Below are 12830 nucleotides of genomic sequence, written 5' to 3'. Positions count from 1 at the left end.
GCGCGGCCGAGGCCCGGTGTGCGCCCGCTCACCCCGGCTTAGCCCGGGCGATGGATAATCGGCCGCTTCCCCCACCCCACAGGACGCCGCTCATGGGCCACTGGACCACACTCGACACCGCTCACGGCCAGGTTTCCGCCTGGCACGCCCTGCCCGAAGGCACGCCGCGCGGCGGCCTGGTCGTCATCCAGGAGATCTTCGGGGTGACCGACTACATCCGCGAGGTCGCCGACCGCTACGCCGCGCACGGCTACGAAGTGCTGGCGCCTGCGCTGTTCGATCCGGTCGAGAAGGACGCGCAACTGGCGTACGACCAGGACGGCGTGCGCAAGGGCCTGGAACTGGTCGGTGCGCTCGGCTTCGACCGCGCCCTGGACATCGTGCAGGCGGCCGCGCAGGCGCTGGCGCCGGCCGGCAAGGTCGGCACGCTGGGCTACTGCTGGGGCGGCAGCGTCGCGCTGCTGGCGGCGCTGCGCCTGGGCCTGCCCTCGGTGAGCTACTACGGCGGCCGCAACACCCAGTTCCTGGACGAGACGCCGAAGGCGCCGGTGCTGTTCCACTTCGGCGCGCAGGACGGCAGCATCCCGGCCGAATCGATCCAGCAGCACCGCGAGAAGCTGCCGCAGATGCAGACCTTCGTGTATCCGGCCGGGCACGGTTTCGACCGCCATGTGGACCCGAACCATTACGACGCCGACAGCGCCGAGCTCGCCCGCGAACGCAGCCTGGCGTTCCTCGCCGAGCACCTGGGCTGAGCCGCGGCATGGCCGAGTTCGTCCTGGACCCGCGGCTGCAGGCCGACAGCGCGTTCGTCGCCGACGGGCCGCTGTCGCAGGTGCGGCTGATGGACGATGCACGCTTCCCCTGGCTGCTGCTGGTGCCGCGGGTGGCCGCGGCCAGCGAGTGGATCGACCTGGACGGCAGCCAGCAGCGCCTGCTGCTGGCCGAGATCAACCAACTCTCGCAACTGCTGCGGCAGGAACCGGGCGTGCACAAGCTCAACATCGGCGCGCTGGGCAACGTGGTGCAGCAACTGCACGTGCACGTGCTGGGACGGCATCCCGGCGATGCCGCCTGGCCTGGCCCGGTGTGGGGCAGCGGCACGGCACAGCGGCTGCCGGCCGAGGAACTGCAGGCGCGTGTTGCGGCATGGCGCCAGCGGCTACGATAGGCGCCCTTTTTGCGGAAGCCGCGCCTCCATGAAATCCAATGTGATCGCCGCCATCGTGCTGATCGTGATCGGCCTGGTGTTCCTGGCCAACAACCTGGGCTGGACCAACCTGAGCCTTGGCCGGCTGATCGCCACCTGGTGGCCGGCGATCCTGGTCGCGGTCGGCGTCGGCATGTTGTTCGGCCGCGGCAAGTAGGTGGGGCCGGGATTGGGGATTTGGGAGTGGGGATTCGCTAGGGCGATTCCCCACTCCAGCCGCTGTGCCGCGCGCGGCTTTCGCGAGCGCCTCCGCTTGGCGCGAGGCGCGTTGTCGCGACCGCGGGCTCAGCGGCGGACGTTGACCACGCGGGTGCCGGCGATCAGGTCGTGCAGGCAGCGCTTGTCCTGGCGGAAGATGAACAGCGCGTCCACCAGCGCGTAGATGCCGCCCACGATCGGCACCAGCGAGATCGCCTGGGTCGGCAGATAGCGCAGCGCGATCAGGCGCCAGAACGGCGGCTGCCCACCCTCCAGGTCGGCGATGCGGATCCACAGCAGCTTCTTGCCCCAGGTCTGCCCGCTCTTGGCCAGTGGGTAGCCCTGCACCAGCAGGAAGATCAGCATGCCCAGCACGCCATAGCCGAGCGTGGTCAGGAACGACACCTGCACGCCGCTGCGCGCGGCCTCCATGACCTTGCCGAAGTAGCCGGTCAGCGCCGCCACCGGCAGGAACGTCGCCAGCGAGATCACGCCATCGATCAGCGCCGCGCCGAGGCGCTCGCCGCGGCCGGCGAGGACCTCGCCGTCGGCGGCGCCGGGCAGCGCAGGCGGCAACGCCGCGTCGGGGGCCTGGTAGGGATTGGGGTCGTTCATTGCGCGCTCCTTGTGCTGTCGGAAAACGGGGTTGGAAAGGTCAGGTCTTGGGCAGCGTCACGCCGGTCTGGCCCTGGTACTTGCCGCCGCGATCCTTGTAGCTGGTCTCGCAGACGTCGTCGGCATCGGACTGGAAGAACAGCATCTGCGCCACGCCTTCGTTGGCGTAGATGCGCGCCGGCAGCGGCGTGGTGTTGCTGAATTCCAGGGTCACGTGCCCTTCCCACTCCGGCTCCAGCGGGGTGACGTTGACGATGATGCCGCAGCGCGCATAGGTGCTCTTGCCCAGGCACACCACCAGGGTGTCGCGCGGGATGCGGAAGAATTCCACCGTACGCGCCAGCGCGAAGCTGTTGGGCGGGATGATGCACTCGTCGGCCTCGATGTCGACGAAGCTCTTGGGGTCGAAGTGCTTGGGGTCGACGATGGTCGAGTTGATGTTGGTGAACACCTTGAACTCGCGCGAGCAACGCACGTCGTAGCCGTAGCTGGAGGTGCCATAGCTGACGATACGCTGGCCGTCGACCTGCTTGACCTGGCCCGGTTCGTAGGGCGCGATCATGCCGTGCTGTTCGGACATGCGGCGGATCCAGCGGTCGCTCTTGATGCTCATGGGGCTTCCTGATGCGGTGGCGGCAGGCCGCAGCCTGGGCGCCGGGAACGCGGCCGGCGGATGCGGCCGGTCGCAATGACCGGCGATTCTAGCCGGTCGCGGGGCGTTCGCGGCAGGCGCCACGCGCCGCTCAGCGCAATGCCGCGGAGATCGGGATGGCGGCGCGCGGGCGCTTGCGCAGTTCCTCGGTCAGGCGCTGCGCGGTGGCCAGGTAAGCCTGCGCCGCGGCCGACTCAGGCGCCGCGGCCACCACCGGGGTACCGGCGTCGCCCTGCTCGCGGATCGCGATCGCAAGCGGCAGCGACCCCAGCAGCGGCACGCCGTACTGCTGCGCCATGCGCTGGCCGCCGCCCTCGCCGAACAGATGCTCGACGTGGCCGCAGTGGCTGCAGGTGTGCACCGCCATGTTCTCGACGATGCCCAGCACCGGCACCTCGACTTTCTCGAACATCTTCAGCGCCTTCTTCGCATCCAGCGTGGCGATGTCCTGCGGGGTGGTGACGATCACCGCGCCGGCCACCGGAATCTTCTGCGCCAGGGTCAGCTGGATGTCGCCGGTGCCGGGCGGCAGGTCGATCAGCAGGTAGTCCAGGTCGTCCCACAGGGTGTCGGCGAACAGTTGGGTGAGCGCCGAGGTCGCCATCGGCCCGCGCCAGATCATCGGCGTGTCCTGGTCCACCAGCAGCCCGATCGACATCGCCTCGATGCCGAAGGCACGCATCGGCTCGATGCTCTTGTCGTCCGGGCTGTCCGGGCGCCCGCTCAGGCCGAGCATGGCCGGCACGCTGGGGCCGTAGACGTCGGCATCCAGCACGCCGACGCGCGCGCCCTGGCGCTGCAGGGCCAGCGCCAGGTTCACCGCGGTGGTGGACTTGCCCACCCCACCCTTGCCGGAACCGACGGCGATGACGTTGCGGATGCGGGGATGCGGGGCGAGCTTGGGCTGGACGGCATGGGCAGGGAGACGCGGGCGTTCGTTCATCGGAAACTCAATAGAGAAGCGTCGGCAGCGCACGCGAGGCGGGCGCGGGACGAAAAGGACACATGGACCGCGAACGGGGCCGCGAACCGCGGCAGCGTCGCGGGCCGCACAGACACATGACTATACAAGTGTGCCGGTGCAGGGTCCCGCACCGCGGGCGACGCGAGCGCTGGCGACTTTGCGCAAATCGCGCCCGGCGTCGGCGGCAACCTGCCTTTCTCCTCTCGGCGGCCCTCGCCATGGTCACCCGCGACATGGACGCCAGGATCGAGGCGCACCACGCCGCTGACGGGACAGCCCGCAGTCCCACGCCCCACGATGGAGAAACGTACTCACCGAAATGGTGCGCCGGCGCCTGTGCCGCGCCGGCGGGCGGTCGCTCCAGCCCAGTTGGCGTAAGCCTTCCAACGCCTGGCCACCGCCGACGCCACATCATTCAGAAACCTGTACCAGCAACGCCCCGTAATGGTGCAAAGCAGCGCGAAATTTGTCTACGCGGGCGCCAGGACCCGGCGTTTGCCGACGTTTCCTGCCCGATCGCCGCACTTTTCGCTTGTAGACGAAAAAAGTGACAGCCACGTACAAACTGCGTTAAGTCCGTGTTACGTTTGGGTTGGTCGCAGGATGCGACCCCACTTTCAAGGCACATGTCGCGGCACGAGGCCCCTCGCCTTATCGATTGATTTTCGGGGATAGAGAAAGATGACTGCTCGTCATACTCGTAGTTTCAAGCACAGCCACCTGAGTGCCGCGCTGGCCTCCGCCATGCTTGTTCCGGCCGCGTTCGCCGCCTTCGCGCAGGACGCCACGACCGATGACAAGACCGACAAGGCGACGAATCTCGACAAGATCACCGTCACCGGCTCGCTGATTCCGCAGACCGAGATCGAGACCGCCACCCCGGTCACCACGATCAACGCCGAAGAGATCAAGGCGCGCGGCTTCAGCACCGTCGCCGACGTGCTGCAGAAGAGCTCGTTCGCCACCGGTGGCGTGCAGGGCGGGCAGAGCTCGGGCACCTTCACCCAGGGCGCGAAGACGGTGAGCCTGTTCGGCCTGCCGCCGGGCTACGTGAAGTACCTGATCGACGGCCGTCCGATGTCGAACTATCCGGCGCTGTACAACGGCAGCGACACGTTCAACAACATCAGCGGCATTCCGATCGACCTGGTCGACCGCATCGAAATCCTGCCGGGCGGCCAGTCGTCGCTGTACGGCTCCGACGCGATCGCCGGCGTGATCAACGTCATCCTCAAGAAGAAGATGGACGGCGCGGTGTTCAGCATCCGCGGCGGCGGCTATTCCGAGGGCGGCGGCAGCAACTTCCGCACCACTTTCGCCGACGGCTGGACCTCGGCCGACGGCCGCACCAGCGTGCTGGGCGGCGTGCAGTACGAAGAGAAGGATCCGATCTGGGCCTACCAGCGCGACCTGACCAAGCAGTTCAACACCCAGGGCTACAACGCCCAGCTGCCGAGCCGCGACTTCCTGGTCTACAGCCCGTTCACCAGCTACAAGTTCCTCGACCCGAACAACTGCAACAACGTGTCCGGCCTGTTCGGCGGCACCATCGCCAAGCAGCAGCGTCCGGGCTTCGGCGACACCTACTACTGCGGCTCCAAGTACACCCCGGGCTACCGCACCCTGGACAGCGGCACCAAGTCGCTGCAGGCCTATATCCACGGCACCCATGACCTGAACGACAACGTGCAGCTGTACGGCGACGTGCTCTACAGCCACGACGAGGTCAAGTTCAACTCCGGCTCCAGCTACATCTGGTGGGGCACCGCCGCCGACTTCGGTTACTACTACGATCCGAAAGTCGGCGACCTGCTGAACCTGCAGCGCTCGTTCGCCCCGGAAGAAATGGGCGTCAACGGCATCAAGGACACGATGAGCCGCAACAAGAGCGACTCGGTGCGTGTGACCTTCGGCGCCCAGGGCCAGCTCGGCCAGTCGAGCTGGGACTACGATGCCGGCGTCACCTACACCCAGTACAAGCTGGAGGAGCGCCAGCTGGTCCGCTACAAGAACGCGATCGACCAGTTCTTCGTGAACCGCGTGCTGGGCCCGCAGCAGGGCCTGGATCCGCTGTACGGCGCCTATCCGGTGTATTCGCCGAACTATGCGGCGTTCTACTCGCCGATCAGCCAGGCGGACTTCGCCAGCTTCACCGGCCAGGCCACCAACAAGAGCAAGACCTCCGACGGCATGCTTCGCGTGCAGGCGACCAACGCCAAGCTGTTCAGCCTGCCCGGCGGCGACGCCGGCCTGGCCGTGGTCGGCGAGTACGGCAAGCAGAAGTGGGACTACGATCCGGATCCGGTGATCCTCAATGGCGAAGTCTGGGGCCTGACCTCGGTGGCCGGCGGCGGCCAGCGCGACCGCTACGCGCTGACCTCGGAACTGCGCATGCCGGTCTTCGATCCGCTGACCATCACCCTGGCCGGTCGCTACGATGCGTTCAAGGCCAGCGGCCGCACCATCGACAAGCCGACCTACAGCATCTCGCTGGAGTACCGTCCGTTCGAGACCCTGCTGCTGCGCGGCAAGTACGGCACCGCGTTCCGCGCGCCGACCCTGTCCGATCTGTACCAGGGCCAGAGCGGCTACTACAGCAGCGTCGTCGACTACTACCAGTGCGCGCAGCGCGGCTATCTGCCGGGCAATACCGATAACTGCCCGCAGGCGTACTCGAGCCGTCAGTTCCGCGGCACGCAGTCGGGCAGCCTGGACCTGAAGCCGATCAACGCCGATGTGTGGAGCGCGGGCTTCGTGTGGTCGCCGGTCGACCGCATGGCGCTGACCGTCGACTACCTCAACTGGGACATCAGCGATGAGGTCACCCAGCAGAGCGCCGACGGCCTGAGCCTGCAGGACTACCGCTGCCGTGCCGGCATCGACGATGCCGCCTCGGCACTGTGCCAGGCCACGTTCGCCCAGGTCACTCGCAATGCGGCCGGCCAGATCACCAACATCTACACGCCAAAGATCAACGTCTCCAACCAGAAGCTGGAAGCGGTCACCGCCTCGTTCCGCTATGGCTACGACTTCGGCCGCTGGGGCGACCTGAGCACCATCGCCAGCTACAGCGAGAACCTGCGCCACAAGTACGTGCGCTACACGGGCGACACGCCGGTCGACCTGCTGAACGATCCGTACTGGAGCACCGATCCGAAGCGCAAGGCCGACGCCTCGCTGACCTGGGACATCGGCAAGTTCTCGACCACCTGGTACGCGAGCTGGTTCGACAAGACCCCGAACTACGCGGCGACCGTCGCCCCGGCTGGCTATGCCTCTCCGCGCGCCGGCAAGCTGCCGTCGCACATCACCCACAACGCCAGCGTCACCTACAAGGCGTTCGAGGGCATGGAGCTGTCGCTGATGATGACCAACGTGTTCAACAAGATGCCGCCGCTGGACAAGTCCTACCCGGGCAGTGCGCAGTGGGCGTACAACGACTACAACTTCGATGCGTACGGCCGTGCCTACTACCTGGAAATGCGTTACTCGTTCGGCAAGTAAGCCGACGCGCAGGTAATCACAGAGCCCACCCGCAAGGGTGGGCTTTTTTTTGCCTCGCGTTCGCGGCCTGCGCAGCCGACCAGGCCAGTGCAGACGCCCCTCCATCTTGCGCGTTCGACAAGCTCCGCCAGGCTCGCGCGGTTTGCGCACGGCAGCGTTCCGATATCGTGTCAGCCAGCACCAATCGCCCATGATGTAATCGCGCCCAGCCGATCCATCGTCGCCGACGCGGGGCATCCGCGTCGGCATCCCCTGATGGCGCACTACGTTTCATGGAGCAGCCAATGCCACGTCGCGACTTCGATCCCGCCACCTTCATCGCGGATGGGCGGCCGGCCACGCAGGCACGGCTGTTCGACGCGGACACGCCGCCGCCGTGGCACGGCGTCGTCGCCGGCGCCGCGTTGGGCGGCGCGGTCACCGTGCTGACCTACGGCACGGATGCGATCGGCGATGGCCCGCCGCGCCATGTCCATCCGTACGACGAGACCTTCGTGGTCCTGGTCGGACGTGCGCGCTTCTTCGTCGGCGACAGCACGCTCGAGGCCGCGGCCGGAGAAGTGGTCTTCGGTCCCGCCGGCGTGCCGCACCGGTTCGAGAACCTGGGTCCGGGCCGACTGCAGACGATGGACATCCATCATTCGCCGACCTGGATCCAGACCGATCTGGACTAGGCGACACCCGCCACGCGCGTAGCGGCAGCGTCGCCGCGCTCAGGAACGCAACGCAAAACATGCCGCCCTTGCGTGCAGCGCGCGCAAGGGCGCGCGTCGGACGTGGACGCGATCGCGACCGGTGACGGAGCGGCAGGGACTGGCCGGGCGTACGGTCCGGCCGTTAGGGATAGAACGCCGACAACAGCGCCTTGAGCTCGTCCATATCCTCGCCATAGCGCTGCCAGCGGCCCATGTAGGAACGCGTCATCGACGTGCGCACCTGCACCACGCTGGCGGTGGCCACCGGCGCCTGGTTCTGCTCGAAGTGCAGGCAGGCCTCGTCCCAGGGCAGGCCGCAGAAGTCCAGCAGCCGCCGAGTGGTCGGCTCCTGCGCGGTCACCAGGTCCTCGTAGTCGACCTGCAGGATGCGCTGCGGCAGCATCTCGTTCCAGTGCGCCATCAGCCGGTCGAACATCAGGAAGTAGCGGCCGACGTCCATCAGGTCGAAGGAATAGTCGTAGTACGGCGACGACAGCGCGAACAGCTGGCGGAAGTTGCTCAGGCAGGTGTCCATCGGATCGCGCCGCAGGCACACGATCTTCGCCTTCGGCAAGGCGCGCGCGATGTGGCCGGTATAGAGGAAGTTGTGCGGCAGCTTGTCCACGAAGCGCGGCTTCAGTGCGGTGCCCGGGCGCGTGGATTCGACATAGCCGCGGCCGAGCGCACGCCAGTCCAGTCCCTGCACCTGGCTCAGCGTGGCTTCGTCGAGGATCTCCGGCGACGGCGTGCCGGTCAGGCGCTTGAGCACCACCGAAAAGTTCTGCAGCTCGCCCGCCGAATGCACCTGCGGATGGCTGGACAGGATCCGGTCCACCAGCGTGGTGCCGCTGCGCGGCATGCCGATCACGAAGATCGGTTCCTCGCTCTCGAAACCCGCCACCGGCGCGTCGTCGGCGCGGAAGGTCCGCTGCAGGGCGTCGAACAGGCGCGCGTCGCGCTCGGAGGTGTAGCCGCGCGCACGCTTGTGCACCGACTTTCCCTGCACATAGCCGCGGAACGCCGCGCGGTAATCGCCAAGGTCCTCGTGCTCTTTGGCCAGCGCCAGGTTCAGATGCAGCACCGCGTCCGGATCGTCGCCGGCCGACGCCAGCGCGGCGTCGAGCATCTCCAGATTGTTCTCTTCCGGCGTCCACTTGCGCAGTTGCGACAGCGACAGATACACCTTCCAGTAGCGCGGCTCCAGCGCGAGGCAGGCGCGGTATTCGGCCTCGGCCTCCTGCAGCCTGCCGGAGAACAGCAGCGAGGTCCCCAGGTTGTAACGGAAGCTGGCCTGCTGCGGCGCCGCCTGCACCGCGCGCGTGAACGCCTGCAGCGAGGCGGCGTGTTCGTTGACCTGGCTGTAGACCACGCCCAGCGTGTCCAGGGTATGCGCATCGGTGGGCTGCAGCGCCATCGCATGATCGGCGAACCGGTGCGCATCCTGCAGGAACCGGCCCATCGCCAGCACCCGCGCCAGTTGCGCCGCGTAGTCGGCGCGCTCGGGATTCAGCGTCGCCGCCTGGTGCAGATGCACGGCCGCGGCCTGCATCTGCTGCAGCTCCAGCGCCGCCACACCGGCGACGAAATGCACGCCCGGATGCTGCGGCAAGGCCTGCAGCAGCAACTGCGCGATCCGCAGCGCCTGCGGCCAGTCGCTGCGATTGAGCGCAGCGATGGCCTGGTTGTAGAGCTGAACCTGTTCGCTCATGGATGCGCCCGATCTCCCCTGGAAGGCTGGCCGCGGCGGCACGCAGGCGCGCGCGGCAGTCTCCGATTATGACCGCAGCGCAGCATTCGCGTGCATGTGCAGTGTCTTCCGCCCACGACTGACGCATGCGGCCGCAGGGGTGCGAAACGACACCTGCGCAGGTCCAGACACCTCACGACAAGGGGTTGCGCCACACGTCGCCAAAGCGAGCGACACGCCGAGGCTCCCCATACAGCAAGCCCGCTTCAGAAACATGTCATGTAACGCAAATTTTTCGTTACTTTTCCGATTCGTTCATGCTACGGTCAAGAAACGTGAAACGGACCTCACACTCTCTACACGTACCTGTCCAGGAAGGGACCCGGGTACTGCACATGCATCAAGGGGAAATTTGTCAATGTCAGTCAAAGCACCGACTCCCAAGCGGAGTCTTCTGGTCGTTGCTGTGTCCGCCATTCTGGCCCTGCCTGTCGCACCGGCGCTGGCGCAAAGCCAGAACCCGAGCCAGGAATCTGAAACGGAACAACTGACCGAGGCCACCGGCGCCAAGGCGCATACGCTGGACAAGGTGACCGTGACCGGCTCGCGCATCCAGCGCACCGAGGTCGAGGGTCCCTCGCCCGTCACCATCATTTCCGCCACACAGATCGAGCGCGAAGGCTTCAACACCGTCTTCGACGCGCTGAGCACGCTCACCCAGGCGTCCGGCTCCACCCAGAACGAGCTGTTCCAGGGCGGCTTCACCCCCAACGCCAGCGTGATCAACCTGCGCGGGCTCGGCCCCGGCCGCACCCTGCTGCTGATCAACGGCCGCCGCGCCGCGGACTACCCGCTGCCCTACAACGGCCAGAGCAACTTCGCCAACTTCGGCAACATCCCGGCCGCGGCGGTCGACCGCATCGAGATCCTCGCCGGCGGCGCCTCGGCCATCTACGGCTCCGACGCGGTCGCCGGCGTGGTCAACATCATCCTCAAGACCAACTACGAGGGCGACCTGGTCAAGCTGCGCGGCAGCACCCTGACCCGCGGCGGCGGCGACACCGGCGACTTCCAGTGGATCGGCGGCAAGACCGGCGACCGCTGGAGCCTGACCTACGCCTTCGAGTACACCGCTGGCGAGCCGCTGTACGGCTACCAGCGCGACTTCATGGATTCGACGCTGGACAATCCGTTGCCGCCGGACTTCGTCGGCATCCAGCCGACCGGCACCATGCGCGTGCGCCGCCGTACCGGCTCGACCACCAACTCCTACTTCGCGCCGCCGGCCGGCGCCTGCGAACAGCTGGGCGACGAGTGGGTGCGCTGGAACTACCGCAGCGCCAGCGCCGCCGGCGCCATCACCAACCTCGGCCAGGCCTGCGGCACCTTCAAGGATCCGGCCTACCAGACCATCCGCAACGAGAACAACGACCTGTCCGGCTACGCCTACGGCACCTTCGATTTCGACGGCGGCATGCAGGGCTGGGCCAGCCTGCAGGCCTGGTCGTCCGAGTCCAAGTACACCTCGGGCACCCAGTTCTGGTCCGGCCGCACCAGTGGCGCGCTGTGGTTCGATCCCGGCTTCAATGCGCTGGTCGACGCGCAGCGGGTGTTCGCCCCGCAGGAAGCCGGCGGCGTCGAGCACCTGATGGCGCGCAACAAGGAGAAGTCCTACGACTTCGCCGCCGGCCTGCGCGGCAAGTGGGGCGAGCGCTTCGACTGGGACCTGACCCTGTCGCGCGCCGAGTACAAGGTCAAGGTCGACCGGCCGCGCCTGGTGGCGTCGGCGGTCAACGATTACTTCCTCGGCCAGCAGCTGGGCACCCGCGTGGTCGGCGGCGTCTCCTATCCGGTGTATCGCCTGAACCAGCAGCGCTACTACAGCGCACTGACCCCGGACGAGTTCGCGGCGCTGAGCACCACGGTCAAGACCGACGCCAACTCGCACGTCAACCAGGGCAGCTTCGTCCTCTCCGGCGACCTGTTCGAGCTGCCGGCCGGCGCGCTGGGCTTCGCCGGCATCGTCGAAGCCTCGCAGCAGGAGTACAAGCTCAACGCCGACCCGCGCATCCTGCCCGACTACACCGGCGCCGACCGTCCGTACAACCTCACCGGTACCGGCGGCGGCGGCAAGCGCGACCGCTATGCGCTGGGCGTGGAGCTGTCGATTCCGATCCTCAGTTCGCTGAAGGCGCACCTGGCCGGACGTCTGGACAAGTACGACGACGTCACCGCGGTGGACGACGCCAAGACCTGGAACGCCGGCCTGGAATGGCGTCCGCTGGACAACCTGCTGTTCCGAGGCTCCTACTCCACCAGCTTCCGCGCGCCGGACCTGCATTACGTGTTCGCCGATCGCAGCGGCACGTTCTCCAGCATCTTCGACACCCGTCGCTGCCTGGAAAGCGGCCGCGCCGCGGCGCAGTGCCCGGCCTCGGACACCACGGTGAACTACACCGCCTATGGCGTGCGCCAGGGCACCACCGCCCTGTCCGAGGAAACCGGCACTTCGTGGACCGCCGGCTTCGTGTGGGACGTGATCGACGGCCTGTCGGTCACCGCCGACTACTACGACATTCGCCTGAAGAACGTGGTGGCCGACATCACCTCCACCTACATCCTCGACGGCGAAGCCGGCTGCGTGACCGGACTGACCCGCAACCGCAACCCGTTCACCCTGGGTGCGCCGGGCTCGGCGTTCTGCAACGACATGCTGTCGCGGGTCAGCCGCCTCAGCGCGCCGGGCACGCCGAACGACGGCCAGATCACCGAGATCCGTCGCGGTCCGATCAACCGCGCCTTCCTCGGCACCAAGGGCATCGATGCATCGCTGGACTACCGCCTCGACACCGACCGGTTGGGCGACTTCCGCTTCCAGGTGGGCTACTCGCACACCCTCGAGCAGAAGTCGGCCGAGTTCAAGGGCGACCCGGTGCTCGACTACCGCGACGACCTGGGCAACTTCGACTTCCGCAGCCGCATCCGCACCACCGCGACCTGGCAGAAGAACGACTGGCAGGCAGCGGTGTTCATGATCCGCTACGGCAGCCTACCGAACTGGCAGGAGAGCGGCCGCATCGCGCCGTACTTCATCTGGAACGCGAACGTGGGCAAGAAGCTGACCGACAAGCTGACGGTCAACTTCTACGTCAACAACGTGTTCGACAAGACCCACCCGAAGGACAGCGGCTACAACACGTATCCGTACTTCTGGCGCGCCTACAGCCCGTATGGCCGCGAAGTGGCGGCGGAGTTCCAGTACCGCTTCCGCTGAGCCGCGCCACCCGCAAGGAAGGTCAGCGAGA

The 12830-nt window shown here is 67.2% G+C and carries 10 protein-coding genes; 6 read left to right on the top strand and 4 right to left on the bottom strand.

Translation table 11 applies throughout. The annotated features are described in order from the left end of the window. Nucleotides 1-92 precede the first annotated feature (92 nt). Genes FHR66_RS05010 through FHR66_RS05000 form a run of 3 tightly spaced genes read left to right on the top strand, consistent with a single transcriptional unit; the run spans nt 93 to nt 1367 of the window. Nucleotides 93-755 (top strand): dienelactone hydrolase family protein, encoded by a 663-nt coding sequence (locus tag FHR66_RS05010; RefSeq protein WP_160968365.1) that lies wholly within the window; start codon nt 93-95, stop codon nt 753-755. A gap of 8 nt (nt 756-763) precedes the next feature. Beyond that, nucleotides 764-1171 carry an HIT domain-containing protein gene (locus FHR66_RS05005; RefSeq protein WP_160968363.1) on the top strand — a complete coding sequence of 136 codons (408 nt, stop codon included), beginning with the start codon at nt 764-766 and terminating at the stop codon, nt 1169-1171. Between the two features lie 28 nt (nt 1172-1199). Continuing rightward, the gene (locus tag FHR66_RS05000; protein WP_003467495.1) at nt 1200-1367 is read left to right on the top strand and encodes a LiaI-LiaF-like domain-containing protein; all 168 of its coding nucleotides are present in this window, start codon (nt 1200-1202) and stop codon (nt 1365-1367) included. A 128-nt stretch (nt 1368-1495) separates the two neighbouring features. Here the strand turns inward: FHR66_RS05000 and FHR66_RS04995 are convergent, their stop codons facing one another. The 3 genes from FHR66_RS04995 to apbC form a co-directional block, all read right to left on the bottom strand. Further along, the gene (locus tag FHR66_RS04995) at nt 1496-2023 is read right to left on the bottom strand and encodes an RDD family protein (RefSeq protein ID WP_160968361.1); all 528 of its coding nucleotides are present in this window, start codon (nt 2021-2023) and stop codon (nt 1496-1498) included. A gap of 40 nt (nt 2024-2063) precedes the next feature. After that, nucleotides 2064-2636 carry a dCTP deaminase gene (gene dcd / locus FHR66_RS04990; protein ID WP_010340509.1) on the bottom strand — a complete coding sequence of 191 codons (573 nt, stop codon included), beginning with the start codon at nt 2634-2636 and terminating at the stop codon, nt 2064-2066. 130 nt (nt 2637-2766) lie between these two features. After that, nucleotides 2767-3618, bottom strand: a complete 852-nt coding sequence (gene apbC, locus FHR66_RS04985) for an iron-sulfur cluster carrier protein ApbC (RefSeq protein ID WP_160968359.1) — start codon at nt 3616-3618, stop codon at nt 2767-2769. A gap of 765 nt (nt 3619-4383) precedes the next feature. Here apbC and FHR66_RS04980 point away from each other — a divergent pair. Then, the gene (locus FHR66_RS04980; RefSeq protein WP_160968381.1) at nt 4384-7143 is read left to right on the top strand and encodes a TonB-dependent receptor plug domain-containing protein; all 2760 of its coding nucleotides are present in this window, start codon (nt 4384-4386) and stop codon (nt 7141-7143) included. Between the two features lie 284 nt (nt 7144-7427). Continuing rightward, on the top strand, nt 7428-7817 hold the full coding sequence (locus FHR66_RS04975; protein ID WP_160968357.1) for a cupin domain-containing protein: 390 nt from the start codon (nt 7428-7430) through the stop codon (nt 7815-7817). A gap of 163 nt (nt 7818-7980) precedes the next feature. On the opposite strand, the gene FHR66_RS04970 is transcribed toward FHR66_RS04975, so the two are convergent. Then, the gene (locus tag FHR66_RS04970; protein ID WP_160968355.1) at nt 7981-9546 is read right to left on the bottom strand and encodes a tetratricopeptide repeat-containing sulfotransferase family protein; all 1566 of its coding nucleotides are present in this window, start codon (nt 9544-9546) and stop codon (nt 7981-7983) included. 445 nt (nt 9547-9991) lie between these two features. Between FHR66_RS04970 and FHR66_RS04965 the strand changes: the two genes are divergently transcribed. Continuing rightward, nucleotides 9992-12799, top strand: coding sequence for a TonB-dependent receptor domain-containing protein (locus tag FHR66_RS04965; RefSeq protein WP_160968353.1), 2808 nt, complete (start codon nt 9992-9994; stop codon nt 12797-12799). Nucleotides 12800-12830 lie beyond the last annotated feature (31 nt).

The sequence above is a fragment of the Xanthomonas sp. F4 genome (assembly GCF_011761895.1).
The sequence above is the reverse complement of the archived record's forward strand: the minus strand, read 5'-3'. Positions and strand labels throughout refer to the sequence as shown.

What these genes read in the sequence shown, in the direction of transcription:
- FHR66_RS05005 (WP_160968363.1), top strand. Translation starts at nt 764, where the DNA reads ATGGCCGAGTTCGTCCTGGACCCGCGGCTGCAGGCCGACAGCGCGTTC.
- dcd (WP_010340509.1), bottom strand. Translation starts at nt 2,636, where the DNA reads ATGAGCATCAAGAGCGACCGCTGGATCCGCCGCATGTCCGAACAGCAC.
- FHR66_RS04995 (WP_160968361.1), bottom strand. Translation starts at nt 2,023, where the DNA reads ATGAACGACCCCAATCCCTACCAGGCCCCCGACGCGGCGTTGCCGCCT.
- FHR66_RS04980 (WP_160968381.1), top strand. Translation starts at nt 4,384, where the DNA reads ATGCTTGTTCCGGCCGCGTTCGCCGCCTTCGCGCAGGACGCCACGACC.
- FHR66_RS04975 (WP_160968357.1), top strand. Translation starts at nt 7,428, where the DNA reads ATGCCACGTCGCGACTTCGATCCCGCCACCTTCATCGCGGATGGGCGG.
- apbC (WP_160968359.1), bottom strand. Translation starts at nt 3,618, where the DNA reads ATGAACGAACGCCCGCGTCTCCCTGCCCATGCCGTCCAGCCCAAGCTC.
- FHR66_RS04970 (WP_160968355.1), bottom strand. Translation starts at nt 9,546, where the DNA reads ATGAGCGAACAGGTTCAGCTCTACAACCAGGCCATCGCTGCGCTCAAT.
- FHR66_RS05010 (WP_160968365.1), top strand. Translation starts at nt 93, where the DNA reads ATGGGCCACTGGACCACACTCGACACCGCTCACGGCCAGGTTTCCGCC.
- FHR66_RS05000 (WP_003467495.1), top strand. Translation starts at nt 1,200, where the DNA reads ATGAAATCCAATGTGATCGCCGCCATCGTGCTGATCGTGATCGGCCTG.